The sequence below is a fragment of the Trinickia symbiotica genome (assembly GCF_003028655.1).
Classification (GTDB): Bacteria; Pseudomonadota; Gammaproteobacteria; order Burkholderiales; family Burkholderiaceae; genus Trinickia; species Trinickia symbiotica_A.
On the sequence record NZ_PYUC01000003.1, the window covers coordinates 370,961 to 395,748 of the forward strand.

A 24,788-nucleotide genomic window follows, 5' to 3' on the forward strand; every position below is an offset into this window, starting at 1 on the left:
GGAATACCTCGATGCCCGCGCTGAACCTCGATACCGATTCGGACCGGATCGCCGAGCGCGTGAATGACGGCGATACGCTTCTTGTCGCGTGCCTGTGCGCCGAATGGTGCGGTACATGTCGGGACTATCGCGCCGATTTCGACCGGCTTGCCGATGCGCATCCCGAGATTTGCTTCGTCTGGATCGACATCGAAACGCACGCGGATCGCTTCGAAGACCTCGACGTCGAAAACTTCCCGACCCTGCTTATCGAAGACAGCACGACCACGCGCTTTTTTGGCACGGTCTTGCCGCACGTCTCGATCGCCGAGCGCCTGCTTTCGGAGTTGACGGCACTGCCCGGCGCCGTCGGAGCCCCGAAGCTTCGTCCGGCGCTCATCGAAGCCTGACCCTTTTTCTTTGCGTGCCCCGAAAGCGCCCTTGCGCGATCGGGCGATCGCGGCACCAACGATGCTGGATGGCAGATCGGTGTCGCTACCACGGCGCTCGAAATAATGCACGATCGACGCTGGTTTTCGGATGGAAGGCCGCCATCCGCGCGCCGTGTGCTATAAAGCGGTCGTTGAAGGGACCACTATAGGGGTTATGACCCCGAACACCCACGATATCGAGTCATGTCCAAAGCACTGATCATTGCCGAGAAGCCCTCCGTCGCGAACGACATCGCTCGAGCGCTCGGCGGCTTCACGAAACATGACGAGTACTTCGAGAGCGACGAATACGTTCTTTCGTCGGCGGTCGGCCATCTGCTGGAGATCGCCGCACCCGAGGAATACGAAGTCAAGCGCGGCAAGTGGAGCTTCGCCCACTTGCCCGTGATTCCGCCGCACTTCGATCTGAATCCGATTGCGAAAAGCGAGTCGCGGCTCAAGGTCCTGACCAAGCTGATCAAGCGCAAGGACGTCGATCGACTCATCAACGCATGCGACGCGGGCCGCGAAGGCGAGCTCATCTTTCGGCTGATCGTCCAGCATGCGAAGGCCAAGCAGCCGGTGCAACGCCTCTGGCTGCAATCGATGACGCCCGCGGCGATCCGCGACGGCTTCGCGCGTCTGCGCAGCGACGCCGAGATGCAGCCGCTCGCCGACGCGGCGCGCTGCCGCTCGGAGGCCGACTGGCTCGTCGGAATCAACGGCACGCGGGCGATGACGGCGTTCAACAGCAAGGGCGGTGGCTTCTTCCTCACGACCGTCGGGCGCGTGCAAACACCCACGCTTTCGATCGTCGTCGAGCGGGAGGAGAAGATCCGCACGTTTGTCCCGCGCGACTATTGGGAAGTGCGCGCCGACTTCGTCTGTGCGGGCGGCTTCTACGAGGGCCGCTGGTTCGACCCGAAGTTCAAGCGCGACGAGTTCGATCCCGAAAAACGCGAATCGAGGCTCTGGAGCCTTGCCGCCGCGGAGACCGTCGTGGCAGCGTGCCGCGACCAGATCGGCACGGTGACGGAAGAATCAAAGCCGTCAAGCCAGCTTTCGCCGCTGCTCTTCGATCTGACGAGCTTGCAACGCGAAGCGAACGGCCGCTTCGGTTTTTCAGCAAAGAACACGCTCGGCCTTGCCCAAGCGCTCTACGAGAAGCACAAGGTGCTCACCTACCCGCGTACCGATGCGCGCGCACTGCCCGAGGACTACCTCGGCACGGTGAAGAGCACGCTGGAAATGCTGAAGGAGAGCAACAACTACCTGCCGTTCGCGAAGCAGGTTCTCGACAAGAACTGGGTCAAGCCGAACAAGCGGATCTTCGACAACTCGAAGATCAGCGATCACTTCGCGATCATTCCGACGCTGCAGGCACCCAAGTCGCTCTCCGAGCCCGAGCAGAAGCTTTACGATCTCGTCGTCAAGCGCTTTCTCGCGGTCTTCTTCCCCGCGGCCGAGTATCGCGTCACGACGCGCATCACGGAGGTCGCAGGACATCAGTTCAAGACCGAGGGGAAAGTGCTGATCGAGCCGGGCTGGCTGCAAGTCTATGGCCGTGACGCGGGCGGCGAGGAAGGCAACCTCGCCCCGGTGCAGAAAGACGAGAAGGTCAAGACCGACAAGATCGCCGCGCACGGGCTGACGACGAAGCCGCCCGCGCGCTACAACGAAGCGACGCTGCTCTCGGCGATGGAAGGCGCCGGCAAGCTCGTCGAAGACGACGAGCTGCGCGAGGCGATGGCGGCGAAGGGACTCGGCACGCCGGCCACGCGGGCGGCGATCATCGAAGGCCTGCTCGGCGAGAAATATCTCGTGCGCGAGGGCCGCGACTTGATCCCGACCGCCAAGGCGTTTCAGCTGATGACGCTGCTACGCGGGCTCGGCGTCAAGGAACTGACGGCCCCCGAGCTCACGGGCGAGTGGGAGCACAAACTTGCGCAGATGGAGCGCGGCGGGCTCGCACGCGACGCGTTCATGCAGGAGATCGCGCGCATGACGCAAACCATCGTCAAGCGTGCGAAGGAATACGACTCCGACACGATCCCGGGCGACTATGCGACGCTTTCCACGCCTTGCCCGAATTGCGGCGGGCAGGTGAAGGAAAACTATCGGCGCTTCGCCTGCACTCAGTGCGATTTCTCGATCTCGAAGATTCCGGGTAGCAGGCAGTTCGAAATCGACGAAGTGGAAACGCTGCTGGCCAAAAAAGAGATCGGCCCGCTGTCAGGTTTTCGCAGCAAGATGGGGCGGCCGTTCTCGGCGATTCTCAAGCTCACGTTCGACGACGAGATCAAGAACTATAAGCTCGAATTCGACTTCGGCCAGGACCAGGGAGGCGAAGACGGCGAAGCGCCCGATTTCTCCGATCAGGAACCCGTAGGCGCTTGCCCGAAATGCGGATCGAATGTCTACGAGCATGGCATGAGCTACGTCTGCGAGAACGCCGTGGCAACGCCGAAGAGCTGCGATTTCCGCTCCGGCAAGGTCATCCTCCAGCAGGAGATCGCCCGAGAGCAAATGGCCAAGTTGCTCTCGGAAGGCCGTACCGATCTGCTGACGGGCTTCAAATCCTCCCGCACGGGCCGCAATTTCAAGGCCTACCTCGTCAAGCAGAGCGACGGAAAGATCGGCTTCGAGTTCGAAAAGAAGGAGCCCTCGGCCAAGACCGCGGCCAAGTCGGCCGGGCGATCACAGGGAGCGGCGCGGGCCGCGGCGGCCGACGAGACTCAGGAGCATGAAGCCGAAGCCGTAGCAGCGCCGGCAAAGAAAACGGCCGCCAAGACGGCCGCGAGGACGGCGACGAAGGCGCCGGCCGCAAAGAAAGCGCCCGTTCGGAAAGTCGGGGCGTAACTGCCGCGATCGATCCGAGTCAGCGCTTCAGCACTGACTCAGATCCCGTGCGGCGGCCTGCAGGTCGGCACTGAACCGGCACCGGCTGCGAGCTCGACCGAAAACGACGAATCAGAGCGGCGACGGCGTGCTCACACGCGGGCGGGCCGCCCTCGGCACCTTCGACAGCGCGCCGTCGTGCCGGCCGTCATACGAATGCTGCGCGTCCACCTCGTACTCTTCGTTCGATTCGACGACGTCCTCGTCGTCCCGCTGCGCGAGCGATCCATCCTGCACGGCCGAGCGGTCCTGGTGTAGCCAGAGCTCGCCGAGTGTGCCATTCGGCGTCCGGCTGAAGTGCTCGACGAGATGGTCGATGAACGTGCGCACTTTCGCCGGCAGATGCCGGCGGCTCGGGTAGCCGATATTGACCTCGACCTTCGGCAGTTTGTAGTCGGCGAGTACGCGGACGAGATTGCCGCGTGTGGCGTCGCTGCCGATCAGATAGCTCGGCAAAATCGCGATGCCCATGCCGAGCAGCGCGAACTGGCGCAGCATTTCCGTGTTGTTGGAAACGATGACGTTCGACGGCCGCACGCGCACCTCGCCCTCGGGCCCGGTAAATACGCGCTCTTCGCCCCAGTACTCGGAAGGAAGACTGAGGCACGCGTGATCGGCCAGGTGCTCGGGCCGCGTCGGCACGCCGTGTTTCTCGAGATAGGCCGGTGTGGCGCAGACGATCATGCAGCCCGTGGTGAGACGCCGCGTGACGATGCTGGCGCTGCGCATCTTCTGCGCGATGACGATCCCGACGTCGAACCCTTCTTCGACGAGATCGACGCCGCGATCGACGAGCGTGAGGTCGGGGACGACCTTCGGATAGCGACGGACGTAGGTCTGCAATACGGGTGCGAGGTTATGCAGGCCGAAGACGACCGGTGCGACGATGCGCAGCGTGCCGACCGGTTCGTGATTGCGGGCGACGACCATCTGCTCGACGTCCTCGAGTTCGTCGAGAATCTGGCGGGCGCGCTCCAGATAGACTTGCCCTGATTCGGTGAGCGAGAGGCTGCGGGTAGTGCGGTTCAACAGGCGCGTGCCGAGCCGGGCTTCGAGGTCCGCGACATGGCGCGTGGCGACCGCGTTGGAGATATCCATCGCGCTCGCGGCGCGGGCGAAACTGCCCAGGTCGGAGACTTTCACGAACACGCGCATTGACTGCAAATGATCCATTGACAACTCCTGCCGCTGTTATTGCTCAGAAAAAAATTCCCAAGCCAATACGTAATTGTCCTACGACTCTCGAATCGGTGCAGAGTTGCGCGCGGTAGCGCTTTTTTTCCGACCTCGAAGTAGTGACAGATTTCCGTCTGTTACGCGGCGGCGGTTGCAGGGGATGCGGGCGCACGCAAAAAAGCCGCCCGCGGGCGGCTTTCGATCGTCGGGAAAGGCGGCTGAGCCGCCCAGTCGCGGTGTCAGGCGGCGGCGAGCCGCTCCTCGATACCGGCCTTCGTCTGTGTCAGCGCAGCAGGCAGATGATCGTGGAGCTTCTCGAAAAGCTCGTCGTGCAGCGCGAGCTCCTGCCGCCACGCCGCCTCGTCGACGGAGATCACTTGATCGAATTGCTCGCGCGTGAATTCGAGCCCGGTCCATTCGATGTCCTCGTAGTGCGGCGAAATGCCGAATGCGTGCTCGACTCCGCCCGCGCGGCCTTCGATTCGTCCGATCATCCAGCGCAACACGCGCATGTTCTCGCCGAAGCCGGGCCAGACGAATTTGCCGTCGGGTCCCTTCCGGAACCAGTTGACGCAGAAAATCTTCGGCAGCCTGCCGGCGAGCGCGTCCACGCGTTTGCCGAGCTTGAGCCAATGGTCGAAGTAGTCAGCCATGTTGTAGCCGCAAAACGGCAGCATGGCGAATGGATCACGACGCACGACGCCCTGCTGGCCAGCTGCGGCGGCCGTGGTTTCGGACCCCATTGTCGCCGCCATGTAAACGCCCTCGACCCAGTTGCGCGCCTCAGTGACGAGCGGCACCGTGCTGGAGCGCCGGCCTCCGAAGATGAACGCATCGATGGGCACGCCGGCCGGGTTTTCCCAGTCGGGATCGATCGACGGACATTGCGCGGCCGGCGCCGTGAAGCGCGCGTTCGGATGTGAGGCCTTGCGGCCGGTCTCGCGTGCGATCTCGGGGGTCCAGTCGTTGCCTTGCCAGTCGATGAGATGCGCCGGCGGCTCGTCCGTCATGCCTTCCCACCAGACATCGCCGTCGTCCGTCAGCGCGACGTTCGTAAAGATGACGTTGCGCTTGAGTGTCGCCATCGCGTTGTAGTTCGTCTTCTCGCTCGTGCCCGGCGCGACGCCGAAATAGCCGGCTTCCGGGTTGATCGCGTAAAGTCGGCCGTCCTTGCCGGGCTTGATCCAGGCGATGTCGTCGCCGATCGTCGAGATCGACCAGTCGCTCATCGCGGGTGGCGGGATCAGCATGGCGAAGTTCGTCTTGCCGCAAGCCGACGGAAAAGCCGCCGCGACGCGATACTTGCGGCCCTCGTTCGACGTGACGGTCAGGATCAGCATGTGTTCGGCGAGCCAACCCTCGGTGCGGCCCATCGTCGACGCGATACGCAGCGCGAAGCACTTTTTCCCGAGCAGCGCGTTGCCGCCGTAGCCCGAGCCAAAGCTCCAGACTTCGCGCGATTCCGGGAAATGGACAATGTATTTGGTGTCGTTGCAGGGCCAGGATACATCGCGTGCGCCGTCCACGAGCGGAGCGCCGACGGAGTGCACACACGGAACGAAATCGCCGTCGTCGCCCAGGACTTCGTACACCTGAGCGCCCATGCGCGTCATGATCCGCATGTTGACGACGACGTAAGGACTGTCCGTCAGCTCGATGCCGATATGAGCGATCGGCGAGCCAAGCGGCCCCATCGAAAACGGCACGACATACATCGTGCGCCCGCGCATGGCGCCGTCGAAGAGACCGTCGAGCGTCGCACGCATCTCGGCCGGCTCCATCCAATTGTTCGTCGGGCCGGCGTCTTCCCGACGGTTGGAGCAGATGAATGTCCGGTCTTCCACGCGCGCCACGTCCGAAGGGGCGGACCACGCCAAGTAGGAGTTCGGGCGCTTGGCGGGATTGAGCCGCTTCAACGTACCGGCCTCGACCATCTGCGCGCAGAGCCGGTCGTATTCGGCTTCCGAACCGTCGCACCAGACGATGCGGTCTGGCTTCGTCAAAGCGGCGATGCGTGCGACCCACTCGCGCAGCCGCTTATGTCTGACATATGCAGGGACCTCAAATGCGGCTGCACCTCCAAAGGCGATCTCGTTCATTGAGCAGTCTCCGTTTTATGGTCGTTGAAGGGGAAACGGTGGGCGCTCGATGACGCCGCGGGCGGGAAACGCATGCATTTCGCGGCAAAGCGCGCATGCGAAAGGGCGTCAGGAGCCGTACAGCTTGCGCGGCGTCGCAACAAGCTGTTAAAAAGAGGCCTTCCTGCCTAGCGACAGCAGCATTGAAAGCAGCACCGAGCATCGTGACGACAGCCGTTGCATCGCTCATGCCAGCTCCCATCTCTCCGACAGGTTGGAACTGACAAGGATATCACCGCGTCTATCGCGTTCAACGTGCACTGCAGAACCTTCCCCTATGAAAATTGCCATTCTCGACGACTACCAGGACGCCGTCCGCAAGCTCGATTGCTTTCAAATGCTTGCGGGACATGACGTCAAAGTGTTCAACAATACGGTGCGCGGCTTAGGTCAGCTGGCGAGCCGTCTGGCAGAAGTCGACGCGCTCGTCCTCATCCGTGAGCGCACCCGCGTGAGCTCTCAGTTGCTCGACAAGTGTCCGCACCTGCGGATGATCAGCCAGACCGGCAAAGTCGGCGCCCACATCGATCTCGCTGCCTGCACCGAGCGCGGCATCGCCGTCCTCGAAGGCGTCGGCTCGCCGATTGCACCGGCGGAGCTGACGTGGGCGCTCATCATGGCCGCGCAGCGGCGCATTCCACAATACGTCGCGAATCTGAAACAGGGTGCGTGGCAACAGTCCGGGTTGAAGACATCGGCACTGCCGCCGAACTTCGGCCTTGGGCAAGTGCTGCACGGGCATACGCTCGGCATCTGGGGCTATGGCAAGATCGGTCGGATCGTCGCAGGCTATGGGAAGGCCTTTGGCATGCGCGTTCTCGTTTGGGGGCGCGAGCATTCGCTCGAAGCCGCGCGGGCCGACGGTTTCCAGACCGCGGCGAGCCGCGAGGCGCTGTTCGAAGAGAGCGACGTGCTGACGCTGCACCTGCGCTTGAACGACGCCACGCGCGGCATCGTCAAGCAAGACGACCTGATGCGCATGAAGCCGACTTCGCTTTTCGTCAATACGAGCCGCGCCGAACTGCTCGAGGACAACGCGCTCGCGAATGCACTGACGCGCAATCGGCCCGGGATGGTTGCCGTCGACGTGTTCGAAACCGAGCCGATCCTGCAAGGCTATGGACTACTGCGCCTCGAGAACGTGATCTGCACGCCGCATATCGGCTATGTCGAGCGTGAAGGCTACGAGCTCTATTTCAGCGCGGCGTTCAAGAACATCCTCGCGTTCGATGCCGGCGATATGTCGAGCGTCGTCAATCCGGAGGCGCTGACCGCTCTTCGGAGGCGGTAACGAATCAGCGGTGCGCGGCGGGTCGCGCGCTTGCGGCCCGCTCGAGCAGCTCCGGCACACGACGCAGGAAGGCTTCGCCGTCGGCGCGGCCGAGGTCGTACGTCGGCCGCATTAGCCCCGGCTGCGTGTAGTCCCAGCTCGAAATCGGCACCTTGCGCGAGGGTTGCACGTAGACGCGTTGCTGCGCGCCGTGCGCGAGCACAAAGGTTTGCGGCCTCGGGTAGAGCCGCGTGACCATCACGAGCACGCGGCCGGGCGTGGCGTCGAGCGCCGCGACGGGAACATTGTCGACCATGCCGCCATCGAGCACCGGTTTGCCGCCGCGGCGCAGAACCGGCGTAAACGGCGGCGTGCACGACGACTGCAGGATGAGGTCGGCGAGTTCCACCGCATCCGCGCAGTCCTGAGCGCGCATATATTCCGGGCGGAAGCCGAGCGCCTGGCCCAGCGTTGGGTGCAGCTTCTTGCGAACGTACTTTTCGATGTTGTAGGCAACGAGGCCGGCCGCGACCGAAACGTGTGCGCCGAGCCAGCGTGGTACGTGCGAGACGCCGATGCGAATTTCCGGTCCCTTGGCGAGATCGGTGAAACGCTCGCCGTAGATATCGAGCAGCGCTTGCCGATAGATGCGGTAGTGCGGAAACACGGAGGCGCCCCGGCGCCAGAGGTTGCCCCAGTAAGCGTTCTTGCGGTTGTCGCGCAGCGCCTCTTCGTAATAGCGCATGACCCAATGCGAATCGCGCGTGTAGAGCATGCATGCGGTCGCGGCGCCGGCGGAGATGCCGGCGATGACGCGCGGCGCCAGCGCTAATTCGGGCTTCACGACGTCCCAGAATCCGGCTTGCCACCAGCAGCGGTTGCCACCGCCCGCGAAGACGACCTGGTCGAACATGTTGTGATCGAGCTCCGTGTTCCGCCGCGCCGCTTCGCGTCAGGTGAGCAGCGAGTAGGTGGTCGTGGCGTGGACGGCCATTTTGCCATCTTCGTCGAAGAGCTCCACTTCGCCGAAGACGAGATTTCGGCCCAGGCGCAGTACGCGTGCGGTGACGAGGACGTCGCCTTTACGGACGGCGCGCATGAAGTTCACGTTGAGCGAAACCGTCGTCATCGGCTGGTACTCGCCTAGCGCGGCGGAGATGGCGACGATCATCGCAGTGTCGGCCGCGGCCATGAAGACCTGGCCGCAGATCACGCCGCCCGAATGGCGGAACTCACCGGAAAAGGGCAAGCGCAGCGTGACACTGCCTTCGCCGACCGAGACGGGCTCGAGTGCCAGCGATCGTACCCACGGCGCCAGCACGCGCTCGAGCAGCGCGGCGGTTGCGGATTCGTTCATATGTGTCTCCGTCCTCGTTTGCGGCGCGCCGCTCGCGCGGTTGCGCGGCGTGCGTCTCAGCGGAATGATAGCGGTGGTCAGACGAATGCGTCAGGAAGGGGTGCAACACACCGCTGTTGCTTTAGGTGCAACAAGAGGCAACTCGCTGGCTCAGCCAAGAAAATTAAGAAGGGGACTTGGCAAGCACGAAAAAGTACGTCATACTTTGCAGTCTGTGGGGGGCGTTAGCTCAGTTGGTAGAGCAGCGGACTCTTAATCCGTAGGTCGAGTGTTCGAGTCACTCACGCCCCACCAAGAATTCAAAGGGTTATAGGCGCACTGCCTCTGTAACCCTTTTTTCTTTTCCGTCTCCGAGTAACCGGATCTGGTCAACGCGCTCAATATATTCTGAGCGTCCGCGGCGCTTTGGGCATGGCGCCAGAAAAACGAATAAGGTCGGTTGATCTGGGCAACTCGTGTTGGAATGCACTGGGTTCGGTAGCACTATCGCGGTAAATTCGCTTGCGCGAGGCGGCGATCGCCGCTAGCATGCAGCGCAATATGTCCCTCACATCTGGGCCCGGTGCAAGCCGGCAACTCATGTGGGGGATTTCCTTTTGTAGCTTCGACGATTCGTAGCAATGGTGGCAGCGCCCCTGCTATTGCCTCAACCACCCTTGGCCAATGGGCCGAGCGAGCGCTCTTCGGTAGAAGACAACGAACGTCCGCGTAACAGCCGGTCCCCACGAGCGCCACAACGGTGCGCTGACAAGGTAGGCCATCCAGGCAACACCGGCCGCACCGATCATATCGAACGGAAAGTGCACGCCCAGAAATACGCGCGCCCATGCCACCGCAATGCCGATGGCGATAACGAACATGCCAAGTAGTCGCTTCCCGGCGTAAAGGAACGTGAGCGCCACTGCGGAAAGCAGCGTAGCGTGATCGCTTGGGAACGATGAGTCGGGCGCATGTGCCAAGAACGTATGTCCGAGTCCAATCACGAACGGTCGAGGGTGGTACCACGCCATCCCGATCAGTTGATTGGCGGCAAGTGCGAGCGAGCCGACCAGAGTCGCGCGCACGGCAACTTCGCGGCGCTGGCTTCCTCCAGCTAGCCACATGCACACGAGTGCGAAAGGGACTAGCCAGATGGCGTAGTTGGCGACAAGCAGGCCAGCATCGATAAGCCAACGTGGCGTACCGGATGTGGCGTTGACATGGAGGAAAACCGCTCGATTGAATGCTTCGATTGCTTGCATCATGGGCGTTTGCTTAGTCCATTCTTGATATGACGGCGTTGAATGAACGCCAAAGACTAGAGCAAAGAGCTTAAGGGCCGGTTAACGCAAGAGCACTGATACTCCTTTACGCTACTACGACAACCACCTCACGAACCGCCTTACTCCGATCGCGCAAGAAGGTTCGACGCAGCGCCTAACCACCTAGTGAAAGTCCCGATCAGCATTTAACCGGTTATTACCCCTGCGCGCGCAACCTGCCTAGACTGAGAGCACCCGCCACCAGGCGTATCGACGTCACCAGTCAAAAGGGGGCACTACCATGTCGAAGAAGATCTTGATTCTCGCTGGCGATTACGTGGAGGACTACGAGTTGATGGTCCCATTCCAGGCGCTCGCTGTCGTCGGATGTGTCGTTCACGCGGTGACGCCGGGCAAGAAAGAGGGCGACCAGATCCGCACGGCCATCCACGATTTCGAGGGCGATCAGACCTATTCCGAAAAGCGTGGCCATAATTTCACGCTCAATGCGACGTTCGATGCGATCGATTTCGCAAGCTATGATGCACTACTGATCCCGGGCGGACGGGCGCCAGAATATCTGCGTTTGAACGAACGTGTGATCGACTGCGTACGGCACTTCGCGCAATCGGGTAAGCCGATCGCCGCCGTCTGCCATGGGGCGCAGTTGCTCGCCGCCGCGGACGTTATTCGCGGCCGCAGGATTTCGGCGTATCCCGCCTGCGCGCCGGAAGTTCGGCTAGGCGGGGCCGAATATGTCGCGCTCGATTGGCCGGAGGCGATTACCGACGGATCCTTCGTCACGGCGCCGGCATGGACCTCGCACGCGAAGTGGCTGAGGCAGTTCCTCGATCTACTCGGTACCCGAATCGCGCTCTGAGCCTGAGGACAGTACCAGCAAACGGGAGCAAGCACGATGTGCCAAATCTACGTCAACGCCGACCCGATACTCTATGAATCGCGGACTCGCGCGCTGCGCATCCATGGCGTGGTGACAACGGTCCGCCTCGAAAATCTTTTTTGGGACGTATTGCAAGAGATCGCGAGCCGCGAAGGCGTGACGACGAGTCAGTTCGCCGTGAAGCTCTACGACGAACTGGTTTCGCTACGGGGCGAAACGCCCGCGAACTTCGCCTCGTTCTTACGGGTGTGCTGCCTACGCTATCTCTCGCTCGAGGCGGCAAAGGACCATGCTGCGGAAGAGGACAAGGCGAAGGGCACTGCAGTGGAGAAGGCCTTCAGGCCAGTGGTGGTCAGCGCAGGCTGAAAGGGGATCACCGCCGCGCTGTTGGCAAATCACCGAGTTCTCGTTTGCACTAGTCGCTCGCCTCAAGCGCGCACCCGCCCCGCCAACTCGGTCGGCGGCGTGTCCGCCGCGCACAGCATTCATCGGCGACCCGCAGGCCTATGAGTCACGCAGCTTTCGTGGTCAAGGCCGAATGCTTGCGCGGGCGCCCACCTTTTAAACCATTGGCGCGCGCCGCTGCCGCTTTCGCATTGCGAAAATCCCTGATGCCTTCCGCAACGCGAAGCCGGGGAACGCGAATTCTGATGCATGCGCTTCTTGCGGTACGCTTCCCGCAAAAAATTCGGACGACGTCGGCCGTCGCGGAGGCCGGGTGCGCCACTTATGCTCTCGGTGCCTTACTGTCGTATCGGTGCGCTGCGTCCCGATTAGCGGTTGACGATCCCGGGCGATTGCATTACGTCGGCGAGCGCGCCCGCCGACAACAAATCGCCGAGGATCGCGCCCAGATCGACATCGGCACCGCGCTCGAGCACACGCTGCGCCGCGCTTTCGAACGGTTGCCCTTCGGCACATGCGTCGAGAAACGCGCAACCGGCCGCTGACAACGGGCGCCAGATCACCTCGCCGCGCGGACGCGTAATCAATGCACCCTCCGCCTGCCAGACGAGATCTTCGGGTACTTCGGACTCCTCACGATTCGCGCGCCAGATCGTGTAAGCGGGCATGGATTCAAACCAGATCCAGCGTGCGGCCGCATGCGGGCGCAACACGGCCCGCTCCAGTTGCTCGGCCGACAATGCCGCAATCGCCGCGGCATCGGCAAGCGCGTCTTCGCGAGCGACATGCGCCTCGACCCATAAGCGATCCAGGCGGGCGACGTCCGCGAGATAAGGCAGTTCGCGCGCGGTCTCGAGTTCCTCGAGAAACGCCGGAAAATCGGCTCCGTAGTAGACGAGTCTTGCGTCGGCCGGCGGCGACGTCCTTACATACGCCGCCGCAGCCGCGCGAAACCATTGCTCGCCGACGAGCCGTGTGACGGCTGGAAAGTTGGCTTGCAATGCATCGACCGAGCCTTTGAATATCGTGTTGCGATAGACCGTGAAGCCGGCTTGATCGGTCAAGCGTGCCACTCGCTCGTCGTTCGTCGTCTCGCCGAAGAGCGCATTGACGAACGCATCCTGGAATTGTGTCAGTGTGCTCGTCATTGCGCAGCCTCTTGCATGCCGCGATCGGAATCTCCCCGTGTAGCTTCAAGCCCCGTACAGTGTGGACATGCTTCGAGAATCGCCTGCGCGCGCTCGCGCTCCGCGAGCAGAACGTCGAACGGCGGAATGTTGTCATCGCGCTCGATCAACGTCGGTCGCGCGCCGATGCGCGCAATCACGCGCCGATAAAGTGCCCATACGGCTTCATCGATGGCGGCGTCGTGCGAGTCGATGAGCAACGGCGGCGTCGTACCCGCGTCATGGGAATGCCCGGCAAGGTGAATCTCCATCACCGATGCCGCGCCGATCGTATCGACATAAGCAGCCGCATCGATGCCGACGTTACGCGCACTGACGTAGACGTTGTTGACGTCGAGCAGCAGACCGCAGCCGGTCCGCCTTACGAGCTCGGCGAAAAAATCGGCTTCGCTCCAGTCGTGCCCATCGATCACTAGGTAGTGCGTCGGGTTTTCGATCGCGATTCGACGGCCCAGCGCATCCTGCGTGCATCCAATATTCGCGGCTACGCGCGCAAGCGCCTCATGCGTGCGCGGAAACGGCAGCAGATCCGGGTGATAGGTGCCGCGCCAGGCCGACCAGGCAAGATGTTCGGAGACGAGCGCCGGTTCGACGCGATCCACGAGCGCCTTCAGGCGCCGCAAATGGGTTTCATCGGGCGCGGCGTCCGCCGCCAAGGAGAGCGCCACACCATGCAGCGAGATCGCATGCCGCGAGCGGATCGCCTCGAGCCACGCAAGGCGCGGACCGCCGCCGACCATGTAGTTCTCGGGGTGCACCTCGAACCATAGACCGCGCGCCGTCGACGCATAAGCGTCGCCATAGTGCGCGGGCTTCAGGCCGAGGCCCCCACCGAGCTGCGTCATCGCATCCATGATCGCGGCGACCGTCAGGACGACTAAGCGTCGCTCACGCCGACGGCTCGAGCATGCCGTGGCCCTTCGGTGTCTTGATCGTCGTGCAGGTGCCGGCCGGGACGTTCTTGTAGTGCGCGCCGTCGTAATCCATCTTCTGCGTGCCCGCGCACGTGGTGCCCGCGCCCGCCTTGCAGTCGTTCTGGCCGGCCATCGCGACGCCGTAACACTTCTCGACGGCTCCGTTCGACTGCGCCTGCGCGGAAACGCTCGCTGCGAGCGATGCGAGGACGAAAGCGGCGGCGGAAACTTTGATTGCGTTCATTCTCTGGACTCCTGATCGATAGATGGATAGTAAGCAGACCGTCAGCGCTGCAGTGCGGCGAGGATTCGTTCGTCAGCAGCATAGTGCAATGAGCGATCCGTCGGTTAGTTCGCCACGCTCGCGGCGGCGGTTACAGCCGCCGTCGATTTTTCGACGATAATCGCTGCGACCGCAGTGGAATCGGTAACCGAATCCGGCAGCCGAACGAATTACCAGGGTAATCGCAAGTACAACGTCATGGAAACCGATCGTCTCGTCACGCTGCTCGCGGCCGGCATAACGCCGGTCGACAAGCACGCGGCGGCCCGCCGCTTCAGTTGGGCCATTCTCGCCGGCGCGCTGGGCGCGACGCTGCTCGTGCTCGTTTTCTATGGCTTGCGGCCCGATATCGGCGAGATGCTCGTCACGCCGCTCTTCTGGGCGAAGGTCTCGCTTCCCGTCGCGCTCGCCGCGGGCTCGCTTGCGCTCACGGCGCGGCTCTCCCGGCCTGGTGTCACCATCGGCACCGCGTGGGCAGGGCTTGCCGTTCCGATCGCGATCGTCTGGATCGCCGGCTTGGCCGTATGGTCGATCGCACCGGCCGAAGAGCGCGCTTTACTGCTCTTCGGCCACACCTGGCGAAGCTGTCCGTTCAATATCGCTTTTCTGTCGATACCGGGTTTTCTCGCCGCGATCTCCGCGGTGCGCGGGCTCGCGCCCACACGGCTGCGCATGGCCGGCGCCTCGGCGGGCGCGATGGCCGGCGCGACGGCGACGGTTGCCTATTGTCTACACTGCCCCGAAATGGGCGTCCCGTTCTGGGCCGTCTGGTATCTGCTCGGCATGGCGCTTCCCACGGCGGTGGGCGCGCTCATCGGACCTCGATGCTTGCGCTGGTAAGAGGCCGACCGACCGTGCACCCGACAGAAACGCGACTGAGGGCTCTGCTCCTCAGCGGCATGGATGGCGACGCTGTCGCCTATCGCACGTTCCTCGCGGAGTTGACGCGGTACTTGCGCGGCTACTTGCGCAGGAGAATTCCGCAACTCGCCGACGACGTCGAAGACCTCGTTCAGGAAATCCTGTTGGCCGTCCATAACGGCCGCCACACGTATCGGCCGGACGAGCCGCTTACCGCTTGGATTCATGCGATTGCGCGCTACAAGCTGATGGATTTTTTCAGGGCGAGATCGCGCCGCGAATCGCTGCATGAGCCGATCGATGATTATCTCGACATCTTCGCCGCCGCGGACGACGAACCCTCGGCTGCACGCCGCGATATCGGCAAGCTGCTCGAGCAGTTGCCCGACAAGCAACGCCTGCCCATTCTTCATGTAAAGCTGCAGGGTCTTTCCGTCGCGGAGACGGCGCAGTTGACGGGGCTTTCGGAATCTGCCGTCAAGGTGGGCGTGCACCGCGGTCTCAAAGCGCTCGCGGCACGAATCCGCGGACTCGCCTAGCGGGGCTGGCCTGCAACGCGATGCACGCACCGCCCCGGTGCTACCGCATCGCGCAAAGCCAAGCGCCGCAGCTCACCGGTTCATTTGATGCCGAGCCGATGGTCGAGCGAAAAGACGCCGCCGCCGCGGCCGATCATGTAAAGCAACAGGCCGGCCCATGACAGATGCGTCGGCCATGCGTCCGGATAGACGAAGACCTCGATGACCGTCGTCATGCCGAGCAGCGCGAGCGCCGCGCCGCGCGTGAAAAGCCCCAGCACGAGCAGCAAGGGAAACAAGTGCTCGGAATACGCGGCGATGTGCGCCGCGATCTCCGGCGGAATGACGGGGATCTTGTACTCGTCGCGAAAGAGCGCATAGGTTCCGGGCTTCAAGGTGAGCAGGCCGGAGACTTTCGTGCGCCCCGAAAGGAAGAAAATCGCGGCGATCGACAAGCGGCACACGAGCGCAAGCAGCGAGTGACCGATGAGCCGCGATGCAAGATCGGCCAAGCGGTTCCACGAGCCGCGCAGGCCGCCGCGAGTCAGCGCCTTATCGATAGGGGTCGTTTGCATGCCGATCTCCCGTCAGACACGCGACGTGCAGGGCCGTTGGCGCGGGCGCCGCGGTGCGGTCGTGCTAGGCGAGACGGAAACGGCGAGCGCTTCGACAGTCATCATTTGAGGCTCCAATCAGCGAATGTGACGGTTACCGGATCGTCATCCGCCGCTCATCGTCGAATGGTGCGTCGAGCGACGGGCGGATCGATGCGGATGATCCGATCGTCAATTCGGAATGGAGCCTCGAGCGGTTACAGTCGAGCGAAAATTTCTACGATTGAGCCGGACGGCCCGTCTTCACGGTTTCGATCGCCGATACCGCTTCGAGCAGCCGTTTGGCCGGCACGGAATCGAGCAGGTGCAGGCCGGCCCGCAGCAGCTCGCTCTTCTTTACCGCGACGCCGGCATCGAGGCACTTCTGCTTCAACTGCGCCAGCTTCTCATAGTCGGACTTCGGCATCGTGAAACTGTCGCGCACCACTTTCTCCTTCTTGGCGCGCTTCACTTTCTCGGGCGCGGCGACGGCGCCCGTTGTGGGCTCTGCCAACGCCCGTCGCACCTTCTTGGCGGATTTCGCGCGCGAACCGTCGGCGGCCGCGGGCGGCGCGACGGCCGCATCGGCGGCCGCGGCGGCCGGTGCCGCAGCGGCGGGTGCCGCGGCGGCGTGTCCGTTCGCGTGCTTCGGCACTCGCGCCGGCTTCTTCGTTGCCTTTTCGCTGCTTGCAGTGGCCATCAGTGATCTCCTCATCGGTAAACAGTGCAAACAGTATATACGGTTTATTCGCGAACGACGAAACGGTTGCGACTTGAAAGCTCGAATGAGCGCGTTCGCCGCCACGAACGCGACGCTTGCATCGGCCCCTGCGAGAGCGTGTAATGTGCCTTCCGCAAGCCGATCTCGATCGCGCGAGGAGCTCTCGATGCACCAGCCGAACGCCGAGGAAGTCGTCAAGGAAATTGCCACCGCGACTCACACGCCACAGGAAGTTGTCGAAAAGATGTATGACGAAACCTGGGAGGCATACAGCAAGGAAGCACGCATCACGGACTACATGCCGGTTCTCGTCGCCAAGCGCGTGCGCGAGGAGTTGCGCAATCGCGCGCGCGGCGCACAGTGATCGCGAGTCGAATCACCGTAACAATGCTTTCGCCCGCGCAAGGGCCGCAACAATATCGGCGTATGCGCGTTCACGCGTCTCGGGATCGGGTGCGCGCAATGCATACGACGGGTGCCAGGTCGCCAATACCGCGCGTCCGCCGTGCTCGATCACTTTGCCGAAATAATCCTGAAGCCGCGCGTGCGTGTCTTCGAGTAGGGCCTTCAATGCGGTCGAACCGAGCGCGACGAGGACTCGCGGCGCGACCTCGGCAAGCTCGCGATCGAGCCAGTAGCGGCACGCATCGACTTCGCGCTGCGCGGGCGTCTTGTGCATGCGGCGCTTGCCGCGCGGCTCCCATTTGAAATGCTTCACCGCGTTCGTGATGAATACCTCCTCGCGCGCAACACCGGCTTCGTGTAGCGCGTTATCGAGCAGTCGGCCAGCGGGCCCGACGAACGGCTTGCCCTCGCGATCTTCGCTGTCGCCGGGTTGCTCGCCAACCATCATGATCGGCGCGCGCCTGGGGCCGGCACCCGGCACGCCCTGCGTCGCGCTCTGCCAGAGGCCGCAGCGGCGGCAGTCCTCCAACGAAGCCGGCTGCTGATCCCGGTCCGTTTCGGAGCCGTCATGCGAGCCCGCTTTTGTTGCGGGACGTTTCTGCGCGTTCATAGTCGTTCCGTCGGCGGAGGTTCCCCTGCGGTTCGAGCAACACCGATGCCAGTCGCCTTTGGCTCTATCCGAACGCCTATACTTGGAAAACTTTTCCACGGCTGCCCCGAAATGGACAGAATCGACGCACAAATCCTCAGACTCTTGCAAGAGGATGCCTCGCTCGGACTCAACGACATCGCCAGCGCCGTCAATCTTTCGCCTACTCCGTGTTGGCGGCGCATCCAGAAGCTTCGGGAAGAAGGCGTCATCCGCAAGCAAGTCGTGCTTTGCGATGCGGCGAAGCTGAACCTCGGGCTGACCGCGTTCGTCACGATACGGGCCGCTCAGCACAACGACGCATGGACCGAGCGCTTTCTGAACGGCGTCACGACGATTCCCGAGATCGTCGAAATCTATCGGATGACGGGCGACGTCGACTATCTGCTGAAGGTCGTCGTTCCCGATATCGCCGGTTATGACAGCGTCTATAAGCGGTTGATCAAGGTGGCCGAATTGCTCGACGTGAGCGCGAGCTTTGCGATGGAAGTCGTCAGGCGGACTACCGCACTGCCGCTCGATCACGTCCTGACGGGCAGTAAGAGCCGAAGCGCGCCGCACGACGATTAGGACTCCGAAACAAGCTCCCAGCGCGGCGCAGAACCGGCTACGGGGTCCCAGCGCGCTGCGCGGCAAGGCACGCGCATTGCTTGCATTCGACTAAGACTTTCGAACGCGGAGGCTCAGATGACTCAGTTCAAACGACTGAAACGAGCGAAGGCCGGCGCCATCGTCGCGCTGCTTTCCCTGCTTTGCGGCTGCACGCTCGGCGGCGCGGCGGCGGGCGGATATGCGGGCAACAGATTGACGCACGGGAGCGCGGTCGGGACCGTAGGCGGTGCGGTCGCAGGTGGGATCGTCGGGCACGAAGTGGGCGAGCATTGGTAATCGCCCTTACTTAGTATTCCTCATTAACTGAGTATTCTGCGGTCGGCGCTCAATGGCGATGCAGCAAGCTTCGCAATGGATGGCGCCAATCGATGCGGCGTGCGTCGCTGCGCGGCTCGTGGCTCCGATGTTCTTGCCACAACTCGTCGGAAAAAAGAAACGCGACGATCAGAAGCGGCAGCACCAGGAACGCACCCAGTATCAAGTGTTCGATCACGATGAGCCTCCGTGCTCTGGTCGATGGCGCGACGATGCAATTCATTGTATGCCCGTCGCCCACCGGTTAGCGCCGCACCAATGCGCGCGCGTGGGGTGGCGCGCATTGCCCGGTGCCGGAACGCTCGCTCTACTTACGTGCTCCCGGCTTTCCACGTCGCCGCCAGCGCGCCGGCGCAAACGAGCATCGTGCCGCCCGTACGATTGACGGCTCGCTGCACCGAGCGGCTGCGGATTGCCCGGCGCGCGCTCGATGCCAGCAAGGCATAGACGAATGCGTTGAGCGTGCCGAGCAACACGAACGTTGCCTCAAAAATCGCGATCTGCGGCCAAAGGCGCGCGTGCAGATCGATGAATTGCGGGACGAACGCGACGAAGAACACGATGCTCTTCGGATTCAACGTCGTGACGGCATAAGCATGCGCAAAGACCTTGCCCGTGCGCGTTTCCGAAATGTCGGGGGATTGCGAATCACCAACGGGGGCGCGCCAAAGCCTGATGCCCAGGTAGACGAGATAGGCCGCGCCGACCCACTTGAGCACGGAGAACCACGCGGCGGAGGCTGCGAGAACGGCACCCAGTCCGACCATCGAGGCCGTCATCGACGTCAAATCGCCGAGCGCCACGCCGGCCGTCGTGGCAAGCGCATACCGCCGGCCGTGGCCGAGCGCGTATGACACGACGAGCAGCACCGTCGGCCCCGGAATCATGACAAGGATGGCGGAAGCGATCGCGAACGGTAGCCAGTGTGCAAAGCTCATTGAAGCGCTCCGTCAGGGGAAAACCCGATTTATCCATACGTCGCGGCGGCGCGCAAGGCGCACGTGGATACGCCGCGGCCCCCTATGCGCCGGCGATGCTGCGCCGCGAGCAGTCGCTGCCAAAAACCGTCGCCCGTCGTCAGCGCCTCTCGAAGACAATCCGAATAGAGCAGGCACTGTTTTTTATGCGTCAGCTGAATCTTTATTTAAAGCAGACCACGCCCGCGGGACATCGCTTTCTGTGCAGCGCATCAATTAGGTTTATTTTTATTAAGTCACTTAACATCATTTAATCGGCGCTGACGACACCTCGCGCAAACGCTTGAAAAATCAAAGACGACGCCACGGGCCAGCGCGTGCAGCCAGTCTGGACAAGCCTGCGTCAACCCACTGCGCATGTGCGGCGGCGCCTGCCATAGGGTGCGACAATCCGTCGCTTTTGCAAGTGCACACAAAATGTGCTTGTGCTTTTTGGCGCATGACCTATGTTGAAAGCCGTGGGTTTTCAATTGCCTTTAAACACATAGCTAATCTAAGTAAAAACCCGCATTGGAGGTAGGACATGAGCAAGAAACTCGGGACGCTTTTTGTACTGGCCGGTTTTGCTGCGGCTGCGTCGATTGCGCAAGCCCAGGATACGGTCCTCAAGCCGCAACAGACCTTCCAGTTTGCGCCCGGCGGGTACGGTTGCCTGTCGAAAGACAAGCTCGATGCCGCTTATCAGCACGCGCAGGCCGGCGAACAGCAAAAGATGCAGGAATATTTCGCGGGCTACGAATGTCTGTCCACGCCCGAGCATTCGGACTTCCGAATCGTGCGCGTAGTCGGTCACGACGTCGAGTTCGTGAATGCCGGCAACGGCGATACGGAAGGACTCTGGACCAACGACAGGTTCATTAAGCAGTAGCGTCAGTCGGCAGCGGCTGCGGCGCGCTTCGCCGTTGCCGCTTCAATCGCGGCTCGGGCGGCAACCCCGATCCGCATCTGTGTTTGCTCGTGACGGCTCGCACCAAGCTGTCGCGTGGCGCGGCCTGCTGCGCCGTGCGCCCTTTGCGCGCGGCGAGCAATTCGCTAAGATCACGCCCGCGCCGGCGTCTCTCATCCCGCCCACCGCAAATTGCGCGTAGCGCCGCAAAGGCATGATGCGCCGTCTCTCAACGCGCCCCTCAACGCTATCGACGGTATCCCGACCGCTCCGGAATTGGCTCTCAAATCGACGATTTACAAGGCGGAACTGCAGATTGCAGACATGGACCGCCACTACTACGCCGATCACGCGCTCACGATCGCGCGCCATCCGTCCGAAACCGACGAGCGCATGATGGTGCGCCTCGTCGCGTTCGCACTGAGCGCCGGCGAGCGGCTCGAGTTCTGCAAGGGACTTTCCGATACGGACGAACCCGATCTCTGGCAAAAGGATCTGACCGGTGCCATTGAGACGTGGATCGAGGTGGGCCAGCCCGACGAGCGTCGCATCGCAAAAGCCAGCGCACGCGCGGGCGAAGTCATCGTCATCGCCTACGGCGGACGGACATCCGATGTCTGGTGGCAGGGCCTGCGCGGCAAGATCGAACGATTCGGCAATGTGCGCGTGCTTTCGCTCGCCGAGGGCGTGGGCGATGCGCTCGCGCGGCTTGCCGAACGCTCGATGCGCCTACAGGTCACCGTGGAGGACGGATCCGCGTGGATCTCGAGCGCCGAGGCGGACCCCGTCGCCATCGAATGGGAGGTGCTGAAGGCGGGCAAGGCTCGGTGAGATCGAGAAACGGAGCACCACTGAACCGCCGAATCGGCCCGACGCCGAATCGCGTTCGCCGCGCGCACGACCGAGCCGGCCGCCCCTCAAAGCGACGTGATCTGCGCCGCCTCGGGCGGCCCCTTCAGTTCGACCATGTTCCCTTCGGGGTCGAATAGATAAAGGGACTGGCCGAACCCGTCGGCACCGTAGCGCCGGCCTTCGGCGCCCAGCCGCACGCCATGCGCCGTCAAATGCGCGGCAAGCGCCTCGGCGTCGTAATGCTCGACGCGCAGACAAAGATGATCCATGTTGCGGCCGGCGCCCGGGACTCCGCTCTCGGCGCGATCGAGACTGCCGCCCACCGCCAGCAGGTCGATCAGCGAGCGGCCCGCGCGCAACTGCGTCAAGCCGAACTCGGGCTGCTCCTTCTCGATCGTGCAGCCGAGCACGCCGCAGTAAAAACGCGTCATCGCAGCCGGATCGGCCGCGCGGATCACCACGTGATCGATCTCGCGGATCGTCAGCTTCATCGGAATGCCCTCTTTTCGTCGCGGGTTGGCGGCACCAGCGGCTGGCCAATCGGCGCAGCCGCACAGCGCGCATACACACTCACGAGTGTAGGCCGGCCGGCGCGCCGGTGCACCGCCGGGGACGGCGGCTACAGGGTCGAAACGTCAAAAGCGAACAGCCAAAAAAAAACCCGCTCATAGGAGCGGGTGAATCCATATCAGGAGGAGACATGGAGGAGACAGGACGTACTATACACAATCGGATGGTGCATCGCAATATCTTTTTCGGCGGACAATGTCGATTAGGGAAAGCAGGGGGGAGGTCCGCCGCTGAAGCTGGGCGAATGAGAGCGCAAGTTCCGGCGCGTCGCCCCAGGTGACGGGGCATACAGTGATCCTGTCCACCTGAATTCCCGAGGAACGACATGCAAACCGCCTATCGCACTGACGCCACGATGCAACGCCGCCGTAACACCGACCGAGTCGACGATCCAACGAGCCGGCCCGCGGGCCGCGAGCCCGAGCCGGGCGCGCTGCCACGTCCCGGGTATCGGACCGACGCCGAGCGCTGGGATGCCGTGCGTACGCGCGATGCTCGCGCCGAAGGCGCCTTTTTCTATGCCGTCTCGACGACGGGCGTCTTTTGCCGGCCGACGTGCTCGTCGCGGTTGCCGCGCCGCGAGAACGTCGCCTTCTTCGCGACAGCCGATGAAGCGCGCGCGGCTGGTTTTCGCGAGTGCAAGCGGTGCCGGCCCGACGGCCTGCCGCGCGAGCTCGCCATCGTCGAGCGCGCGTGCGCCGCGCTCGACGCCGATCCGCAGGGCCGAATGACGCTCGCTCAGTTGAGCGACGCCGTGCACGTCAGCCCGTTCCATCTGCAGCGGATTTTCACGCGCGTGGTGGGCGTCTCGCCGCGCCAATACCAGGCCGCCCGGCGCGGCGCGGCGTTGCGCGACGCGTTGCAGCGCGGTGACGGCGTCACGCGCGCGGCGCTCGATGCGGGCTTCAACTCGCCCTCGCGGCTTTATGAAAATGTCGCGAGCGAGCTGGGCATGGCGCCGTCCGCCTACCGCAAGAAAGGAGCGGGATTGACCGTCCGCTACGCCTCGTCGCCCACGCCGCTCGGCCACGTGCTCGTCGCCGCCACCGACAAGGGCATCTGCCGCATCGCGTTCGGCGACGACCTCGGTACGCTCGTCGACGACCTGCGCGCAACACTTGCGAATGCGCAACTGATCGAGGATCGTGCGCACATCGCGCCGTTCATCTCGCAGATCGATGCGTACCTGAACGGCCGGCGCGAGACGTTCGACCTGCCGCTCGACGTGGCCGCGACCGCGTTCCGTCAGCGCGTCTGGGATGCGCTGCGAAGTATTCCCTACGGCGAGACGCGCAGCTATACCGAAATTGCGCAAGCGCTCGGCACGCCGCGCGCCGTGCGGGCCGTCGCAAGCGCTTGCGCTTCGAACCCGGTCGCGATCGCCATTCCGTGCCATCGTGTCGTCCAGAAAGGTGGGGCCCTGGCCGGCTACCGCTGGGGCCTCGCGCGCAAAGCCGCGCTGCTCGACGCCGAGGCACGCCGCACGGCGATCGCGTCAGCCGCGCAAGCAGGGGGTGCCGATGCCGGTGCCGAGACGCCAGCCGACGTGCAGCCCGCGCGAACCGAACTGGGCGACGTCGCTTGAGTACCGCCGCCGACTTCGAGCTGCCGTTCAAGGCACCGTACGACTGGCCGCGCCTCACGCGATTCCTCGCGGGCCGAGCGACGCCGGGCGTCGAAGCTGTCGAAGACGGCGTCTATCACCGCGCCATCGAGTGGGGGGGCGCGAGCGGCACGCTTTCGGTCAGGCGACATCCGCGCAAAGCGCGGCTCGTCGTTGCGGTCGAAGGCGAGGCAAGCCGGCACGTCGATACGCTCGCGCCGCACGTGGGGACCATGTTCGACGTCGATGCGGAGCCGGCCGCGATCGCCGCGCATCTTGGCGGCGACCCGTGGCTCGCGCCGCTCGTCGGCGCGGCGCCGGGCCTGCGCGTGCCCGGTGCGTGGTCCGCGTTCGAGCTGGTCGTGCGCGCGATCGTCGGACAGCAGGTGAGCGTGAAGGCGGCGACGACGCTGATCGGCCGCCTCGTCGTTCGCGCCGGGGCGCGCATCGACGACCACCCGCACGCGGGCACCGCGTGGCGCTTTCCGACACCGGCCGCGCTCGCCGAGGCGGACCTCGCGCAGATCGGCATGCCGGGCAAGCGCGTCGCGGCCCTGCAGGCCGTGGCCCGCGCCGTCGCGTCGGGCGAGGTGCCGATCGAGCGCGCCGTTGCGGCGAACGGAGTCAATGGCGGAGTCAGTGGCGAAATCAACGGTGGGCTCAACGGTGTGAACCCCGCAGACGGCAAAGGCGACAAGCGCCGTCCGGCGCGTCCGTCGGCAGACCTCGCGACGATGCGTGAAGCGTTGCTGGCACTGCCCGGCATCGGCCCTTGGACCGTCGAATACATCGCGATGCGTGCCTGGCGCGACCCCGATGCGTGGCCGGCGACGGACCTCGTCCTCGCGCAGTCGATCGCCGCGCGCGATGCCGCCTGCGCGCGGCCGGCGGCACAGCGCGCGCGCACCGACGCATGGCGTCCGTGGCGAGCGTACGCGGCCATGCATTTGTGGAACGAGATTGCCGATCGCGCGAGCGGCGCGCGCGGAGGGTAGCGAGTGCGAGCCCACGGCTGAAGCCGCCTCAAGCGCGCTTCACGGCGCGGT

The 24,788-nt window shown here is 63.6% G+C and carries 28 protein-coding genes, 1 tRNA gene and 1 pseudogene; 16 read left to right on the forward strand and 14 right to left on the reverse strand.

Annotation, left to right across the window (positions count from 1 at the left end):
• Nucleotides 1-11: 11 nt before the first annotated feature.
• Both C9I57_RS07780 and C9I57_RS07785 read left to right on the forward strand, forming a co-directional pair.
• Nucleotides 12-389: a thioredoxin family protein gene (locus C9I57_RS07780; RefSeq protein WP_107150036.1), complete on the forward strand. Its 378-nt coding sequence runs from the start codon at nucleotides 12-14 to the stop codon at nucleotides 387-389.
• Nucleotides 390-614: 225 nt separating this feature from the next.
• The gene (locus C9I57_RS07785; RefSeq protein ID WP_107150037.1) at nucleotides 615-3,269 is read left to right on the forward strand and encodes a DNA topoisomerase III; all 2,655 of its coding nucleotides are present in this window, start codon (nucleotides 615-617) and stop codon (nucleotides 3,267-3,269) included.
• A 297-nt stretch (nucleotides 3,270-3,566) separates the two neighbouring features.
• On the opposite strand, the pseudogene C9I57_RS07790 reads toward C9I57_RS07785, so the two are convergent.
• Together C9I57_RS07790 and C9I57_RS07795 are read right to left on the reverse strand one after the other, a co-directional pair.
• Nucleotides 3,567-4,481: pseudogene (locus tag C9I57_RS07790) on the reverse strand (LysR family transcriptional regulator); the annotation flags it as partial.
• Nucleotides 4,482-4,723: 242 nt separating this feature from the next.
• Nucleotides 4,724-6,583: a phosphoenolpyruvate carboxykinase (GTP) gene (locus C9I57_RS07795; RefSeq protein WP_107150039.1), complete on the reverse strand. Its 1,860-nt coding sequence runs from the start codon at nucleotides 6,581-6,583 to the stop codon at nucleotides 4,724-4,726.
• 316 nt (nucleotides 6,584-6,899) lie between these two features.
• On the opposite strand from C9I57_RS07795, the gene C9I57_RS07800 reads away from it, so the two are divergent.
• The gene (locus tag C9I57_RS07800) at nucleotides 6,900-7,913 is read left to right on the forward strand and encodes a D-2-hydroxyacid dehydrogenase family protein (protein ID WP_107150040.1); all 1,014 of its coding nucleotides are present in this window, start codon (nucleotides 6,900-6,902) and stop codon (nucleotides 7,911-7,913) included.
• A gap of 4 nt (nucleotides 7,914-7,917) precedes the next feature.
• Here the strand turns inward: C9I57_RS07800 and C9I57_RS07805 are convergent, their stop codons facing one another.
• The gene (locus tag C9I57_RS07805; RefSeq protein ID WP_107150041.1) at nucleotides 7,918-8,805 is read right to left on the reverse strand and encodes a patatin-like phospholipase family protein; all 888 of its coding nucleotides are present in this window, start codon (nucleotides 8,803-8,805) and stop codon (nucleotides 7,918-7,920) included.
• Between the two features lie 39 nt (nucleotides 8,806-8,844).
• Nucleotides 8,845-9,249 carry a PaaI family thioesterase gene (locus tag C9I57_RS07810; protein ID WP_107150042.1) on the reverse strand — a complete coding sequence of 135 codons (405 nt, stop codon included), beginning with the start codon at nucleotides 9,247-9,249 and terminating at the stop codon, nucleotides 8,845-8,847.
• 218 nt (nucleotides 9,250-9,467) lie between these two features.
• On the opposite strand from C9I57_RS07810, the gene C9I57_RS07815 reads away from it, so the two are divergent.
• Nucleotides 9,468-9,543, forward strand: a tRNA-Lys gene (locus C9I57_RS07815).
• Between the two features lie 344 nt (nucleotides 9,544-9,887).
• Here the strand turns inward: C9I57_RS07815 and C9I57_RS07820 are convergent.
• Complete coding sequence (locus C9I57_RS07820; protein WP_107150195.1) at nucleotides 9,888-10,490, reverse strand: phosphatase PAP2 family protein; 603 nt, start codon at nucleotides 10,488-10,490, stop codon at nucleotides 9,888-9,890.
• Nucleotides 10,491-10,791: 301 nt separating this feature from the next.
• Here C9I57_RS07820 and C9I57_RS07825 point away from each other — a divergent pair, with 301 nt between their 5' ends.
• Nucleotides 10,792-11,370, forward strand: a complete 579-nt coding sequence (locus tag C9I57_RS07825) for a DJ-1/PfpI family protein (RefSeq protein ID WP_107150043.1) — start codon at nucleotides 10,792-10,794, stop codon at nucleotides 11,368-11,370.
• A gap of 36 nt (nucleotides 11,371-11,406) precedes the next feature.
• The gene (locus C9I57_RS07830; protein WP_107150044.1) at nucleotides 11,407-11,757 is read left to right on the forward strand and encodes a ribbon-helix-helix domain-containing protein; all 351 of its coding nucleotides are present in this window, start codon (nucleotides 11,407-11,409) and stop codon (nucleotides 11,755-11,757) included.
• A gap of 407 nt (nucleotides 11,758-12,164) precedes the next feature.
• Here the strand turns inward: C9I57_RS07830 and C9I57_RS07835 are convergent, their stop codons facing one another.
• From C9I57_RS07835 to C9I57_RS07845, 3 genes are read right to left on the reverse strand one after another with little or no spacing between them, the layout of a single operon-like run.
• Nucleotides 12,165-12,944, reverse strand: a complete 780-nt coding sequence (locus C9I57_RS07835; protein ID WP_107150045.1) for an HvfC/BufC N-terminal domain-containing protein — start codon at nucleotides 12,942-12,944, stop codon at nucleotides 12,165-12,167.
• Nucleotides 12,941-13,837, reverse strand: a complete 897-nt coding sequence (gene bufB, locus C9I57_RS07840; protein ID WP_107150046.1) for an MNIO family bufferin maturase — start codon at nucleotides 13,835-13,837, stop codon at nucleotides 12,941-12,943. Before bufB ends, C9I57_RS07835 begins: the two co-directional genes overlap by 4 nt.
• A gap of 34 nt (nucleotides 13,838-13,871) precedes the next feature.
• The gene (locus tag C9I57_RS07845; protein WP_018441313.1) at nucleotides 13,872-14,141 is read right to left on the reverse strand and encodes a BufA1 family periplasmic bufferin-type metallophore; all 270 of its coding nucleotides are present in this window, start codon (nucleotides 14,139-14,141) and stop codon (nucleotides 13,872-13,874) included.
• Nucleotides 14,142-14,378: 237 nt separating this feature from the next.
• Here C9I57_RS07845 and C9I57_RS07850 point away from each other — a divergent pair, with 237 nt between their 5' ends.
• The gene (locus tag C9I57_RS07850; RefSeq protein WP_107150047.1) at nucleotides 14,379-15,020 is read left to right on the forward strand and encodes a DUF1109 domain-containing protein; all 642 of its coding nucleotides are present in this window, start codon (nucleotides 14,379-14,381) and stop codon (nucleotides 15,018-15,020) included.
• On the forward strand, nucleotides 15,005-15,580 hold the full coding sequence (locus C9I57_RS07855) for a sigma-70 family RNA polymerase sigma factor (RefSeq protein WP_107150048.1): 576 nt from the start codon (nucleotides 15,005-15,007) through the stop codon (nucleotides 15,578-15,580). The genes C9I57_RS07850 and C9I57_RS07855 overlap by 16 nt, the downstream gene beginning before the upstream one ends.
• Before the next feature lie 80 nt (nucleotides 15,581-15,660).
• Here the strand turns inward: C9I57_RS07855 and C9I57_RS07860 are convergent, their stop codons facing one another.
• Entirely contained in the window at nucleotides 15,661-16,134 is a 474-nt protein-coding gene (locus C9I57_RS07860) for a DoxX family protein (RefSeq protein ID WP_107150049.1), read from the reverse strand.
• 256 nt (nucleotides 16,135-16,390) lie between these two features.
• Nucleotides 16,391-16,852, reverse strand: a complete 462-nt coding sequence (locus C9I57_RS07865) for a hypothetical protein (RefSeq protein WP_107150050.1) — start codon at nucleotides 16,850-16,852, stop codon at nucleotides 16,391-16,393.
• Between the two features lie 187 nt (nucleotides 16,853-17,039).
• Here C9I57_RS07865 and C9I57_RS07870 point away from each other — a divergent pair, with 187 nt between their 5' ends.
• A complete protein-coding gene (locus C9I57_RS07870; RefSeq protein WP_107150051.1) occupies nucleotides 17,040-17,237 on the forward strand; it encodes a DUF3562 domain-containing protein in 198 nt (65 codons plus the stop codon).
• A gap of 12 nt (nucleotides 17,238-17,249) precedes the next feature.
• On the opposite strand, the gene C9I57_RS07875 is transcribed toward C9I57_RS07870, so the two are convergent.
• Complete coding sequence (locus C9I57_RS07875) at nucleotides 17,250-17,888, reverse strand: UdgX family uracil-DNA binding protein (protein WP_107150052.1); 639 nt, start codon at nucleotides 17,886-17,888, stop codon at nucleotides 17,250-17,252.
• 111 nt (nucleotides 17,889-17,999) lie between these two features.
• Here C9I57_RS07875 and C9I57_RS07880 point away from each other — a divergent pair, with 111 nt between their 5' ends.
• Nucleotides 18,000-18,497, forward strand: coding sequence for an Lrp/AsnC family transcriptional regulator (locus C9I57_RS07880; protein WP_107150053.1), 498 nt, complete (start codon nucleotides 18,000-18,002; stop codon nucleotides 18,495-18,497).
• A 117-nt stretch (nucleotides 18,498-18,614) separates the two neighbouring features.
• Nucleotides 18,615-18,815 carry a glycine zipper 2TM domain-containing protein gene (locus C9I57_RS07885; RefSeq protein WP_018441322.1) on the forward strand — a complete coding sequence of 67 codons (201 nt, stop codon included), beginning with the start codon at nucleotides 18,615-18,617 and terminating at the stop codon, nucleotides 18,813-18,815.
• A 49-nt stretch (nucleotides 18,816-18,864) separates the two neighbouring features.
• Here C9I57_RS07885 and C9I57_RS32675 read toward each other — a convergent pair whose 3' ends face one another.
• Together C9I57_RS32675 and C9I57_RS07890 are read right to left on the reverse strand one after the other, a co-directional pair.
• Complete coding sequence (locus tag C9I57_RS32675; protein WP_181321763.1) at nucleotides 18,865-19,032, reverse strand: hypothetical protein; 168 nt, start codon at nucleotides 19,030-19,032, stop codon at nucleotides 18,865-18,867.
• A gap of 133 nt (nucleotides 19,033-19,165) precedes the next feature.
• Nucleotides 19,166-19,792: a LysE family translocator gene (locus C9I57_RS07890; RefSeq protein ID WP_107150054.1), complete on the reverse strand. Its 627-nt coding sequence runs from the start codon at nucleotides 19,790-19,792 to the stop codon at nucleotides 19,166-19,168.
• Between C9I57_RS07890 and C9I57_RS07895 the strand changes: the two genes are divergently transcribed.
• The 3 genes from C9I57_RS07895 to C9I57_RS07905 all read left to right on the forward strand — a co-directional run bounded on the left by C9I57_RS07895 (nucleotide 19,792) and on the right by C9I57_RS07905 (nucleotide 21,548).
• Nucleotides 19,792-20,085 carry a hypothetical protein gene (locus C9I57_RS07895; protein ID WP_146166183.1) on the forward strand — a complete coding sequence of 98 codons (294 nt, stop codon included), beginning with the start codon at nucleotides 19,792-19,794 and terminating at the stop codon, nucleotides 20,083-20,085. The genes C9I57_RS07890 and C9I57_RS07895 overlap by 1 nt on opposite strands.
• A 269-nt stretch (nucleotides 20,086-20,354) precedes the next feature.
• Nucleotides 20,355-20,699, forward strand: a complete 345-nt coding sequence (gene sap1 / locus C9I57_RS07900; protein ID WP_107150056.1) for a surface attachment protein Sap1 — start codon at nucleotides 20,355-20,357, stop codon at nucleotides 20,697-20,699.
• Between the two features lie 294 nt (nucleotides 20,700-20,993).
• Nucleotides 20,994-21,548: a YaeQ family protein gene (locus C9I57_RS07905; protein WP_107150057.1), complete on the forward strand. Its 555-nt coding sequence runs from the start codon at nucleotides 20,994-20,996 to the stop codon at nucleotides 21,546-21,548.
• An 86-nt stretch (nucleotides 21,549-21,634) separates the two neighbouring features.
• Here C9I57_RS07905 and C9I57_RS07910 read toward each other — a convergent pair whose 3' ends face one another.
• Nucleotides 21,635-22,060 carry a VOC family protein gene (locus tag C9I57_RS07910; protein WP_107150058.1) on the reverse strand — a complete coding sequence of 142 codons (426 nt, stop codon included), beginning with the start codon at nucleotides 22,058-22,060 and terminating at the stop codon, nucleotides 21,635-21,637.
• 404 nt (nucleotides 22,061-22,464) lie between these two features.
• Here C9I57_RS07910 and ada point away from each other — a divergent pair, with 404 nt between their 5' ends.
• Together ada and C9I57_RS07920 are read left to right on the forward strand one after the other, a co-directional pair.
• On the forward strand, nucleotides 22,465-23,724 hold the full coding sequence (ada, locus tag C9I57_RS07915; RefSeq protein WP_258187547.1) for a bifunctional DNA-binding transcriptional regulator/O6-methylguanine-DNA methyltransferase Ada: 1,260 nt from the start codon (nucleotides 22,465-22,467) through the stop codon (nucleotides 23,722-23,724).
• Nucleotides 23,721-24,737, forward strand: a complete 1,017-nt coding sequence (locus C9I57_RS07920; protein ID WP_107150059.1) for a DNA-3-methyladenine glycosylase family protein — start codon at nucleotides 23,721-23,723, stop codon at nucleotides 24,735-24,737. Before ada ends, C9I57_RS07920 begins: the two co-directional genes overlap by 4 nt.
• The last annotated feature ends 51 nt before the right edge of the window (nucleotides 24,738-24,788 follow it).

Excerpts from the sequence above, each read along its gene's own strand:
- C9I57_RS07780 (WP_107150036.1), top strand. The coding sequence starts at position 12 with ATGCCCGCGCTGAACCTCGATACCGATTCGGACCGGATCGCCGAGCGC.
- C9I57_RS07785 (WP_107150037.1), top strand. The coding sequence starts at position 615 with ATGTCCAAAGCACTGATCATTGCCGAGAAGCCCTCCGTCGCGAACGAC.
- C9I57_RS07795 (WP_107150039.1), bottom strand. The coding sequence starts at position 6,583 with ATGAACGAGATCGCCTTTGGAGGTGCAGCCGCATTTGAGGTCCCTGCA.
- C9I57_RS07800 (WP_107150040.1), top strand. The coding sequence starts at position 6,900 with ATGAAAATTGCCATTCTCGACGACTACCAGGACGCCGTCCGCAAGCTC.
- C9I57_RS07805 (WP_107150041.1), bottom strand. The coding sequence starts at position 8,805 with ATGTTCGACCAGGTCGTCTTCGCGGGCGGTGGCAACCGCTGCTGGTGG.
- C9I57_RS07810 (WP_107150042.1), bottom strand. The coding sequence starts at position 9,249 with ATGAACGAATCCGCAACCGCCGCGCTGCTCGAGCGCGTGCTGGCGCCG.
- C9I57_RS07820 (WP_107150195.1), bottom strand. The coding sequence starts at position 10,490 with ATGCAAGCAATCGAAGCATTCAATCGAGCGGTTTTCCTCCATGTCAAC.
- C9I57_RS07825 (WP_107150043.1), top strand. The coding sequence starts at position 10,792 with ATGTCGAAGAAGATCTTGATTCTCGCTGGCGATTACGTGGAGGACTAC.
- C9I57_RS07830 (WP_107150044.1), top strand. The coding sequence starts at position 11,407 with ATGTGCCAAATCTACGTCAACGCCGACCCGATACTCTATGAATCGCGG.
- C9I57_RS07835 (WP_107150045.1), bottom strand. The coding sequence starts at position 12,944 with ATGACGAGCACACTGACACAATTCCAGGATGCGTTCGTCAATGCGCTC.
- bufB (WP_107150046.1), bottom strand. The coding sequence starts at position 13,837 with ATGGATGCGATGACGCAGCTCGGTGGGGGCCTCGGCCTGAAGCCCGCG.
- C9I57_RS07845 (WP_018441313.1), bottom strand. The coding sequence starts at position 14,141 with ATGAACGCAATCAAAGTTTCCGCCGCCGCTTTCGTCCTCGCATCGCTC.
- C9I57_RS07850 (WP_107150047.1), top strand. The coding sequence starts at position 14,379 with ATGGAAACCGATCGTCTCGTCACGCTGCTCGCGGCCGGCATAACGCCG.
- C9I57_RS07855 (WP_107150048.1), top strand. The coding sequence starts at position 15,005 with ATGCTTGCGCTGGTAAGAGGCCGACCGACCGTGCACCCGACAGAAACG.
- C9I57_RS07860 (WP_107150049.1), bottom strand. The coding sequence starts at position 16,134 with ATGCAAACGACCCCTATCGATAAGGCGCTGACTCGCGGCGGCCTGCGC.
- C9I57_RS07865 (WP_107150050.1), bottom strand. The coding sequence starts at position 16,852 with ATGGCCACTGCAAGCAGCGAAAAGGCAACGAAGAAGCCGGCGCGAGTG.
- C9I57_RS07870 (WP_107150051.1), top strand. The coding sequence starts at position 17,040 with ATGCACCAGCCGAACGCCGAGGAAGTCGTCAAGGAAATTGCCACCGCG.
- C9I57_RS07875 (WP_107150052.1), bottom strand. The coding sequence starts at position 17,888 with ATGAACGCGCAGAAACGTCCCGCAACAAAAGCGGGCTCGCATGACGGC.
- C9I57_RS07880 (WP_107150053.1), top strand. The coding sequence starts at position 18,000 with ATGGACAGAATCGACGCACAAATCCTCAGACTCTTGCAAGAGGATGCC.
- C9I57_RS07885 (WP_018441322.1), top strand. The coding sequence starts at position 18,615 with ATGACTCAGTTCAAACGACTGAAACGAGCGAAGGCCGGCGCCATCGTC.
- C9I57_RS07890 (WP_107150054.1), bottom strand. The coding sequence starts at position 19,792 with ATGAGCTTTGCACACTGGCTACCGTTCGCGATCGCTTCCGCCATCCTT.
- sap1 (WP_107150056.1), top strand. The coding sequence starts at position 20,355 with ATGAGCAAGAAACTCGGGACGCTTTTTGTACTGGCCGGTTTTGCTGCG.
- C9I57_RS07910 (WP_107150058.1), bottom strand. The coding sequence starts at position 22,060 with ATGAAGCTGACGATCCGCGAGATCGATCACGTGGTGATCCGCGCGGCC.
- ada (WP_258187547.1), top strand. The coding sequence starts at position 22,465 with ATGCAAACCGCCTATCGCACTGACGCCACGATGCAACGCCGCCGTAAC.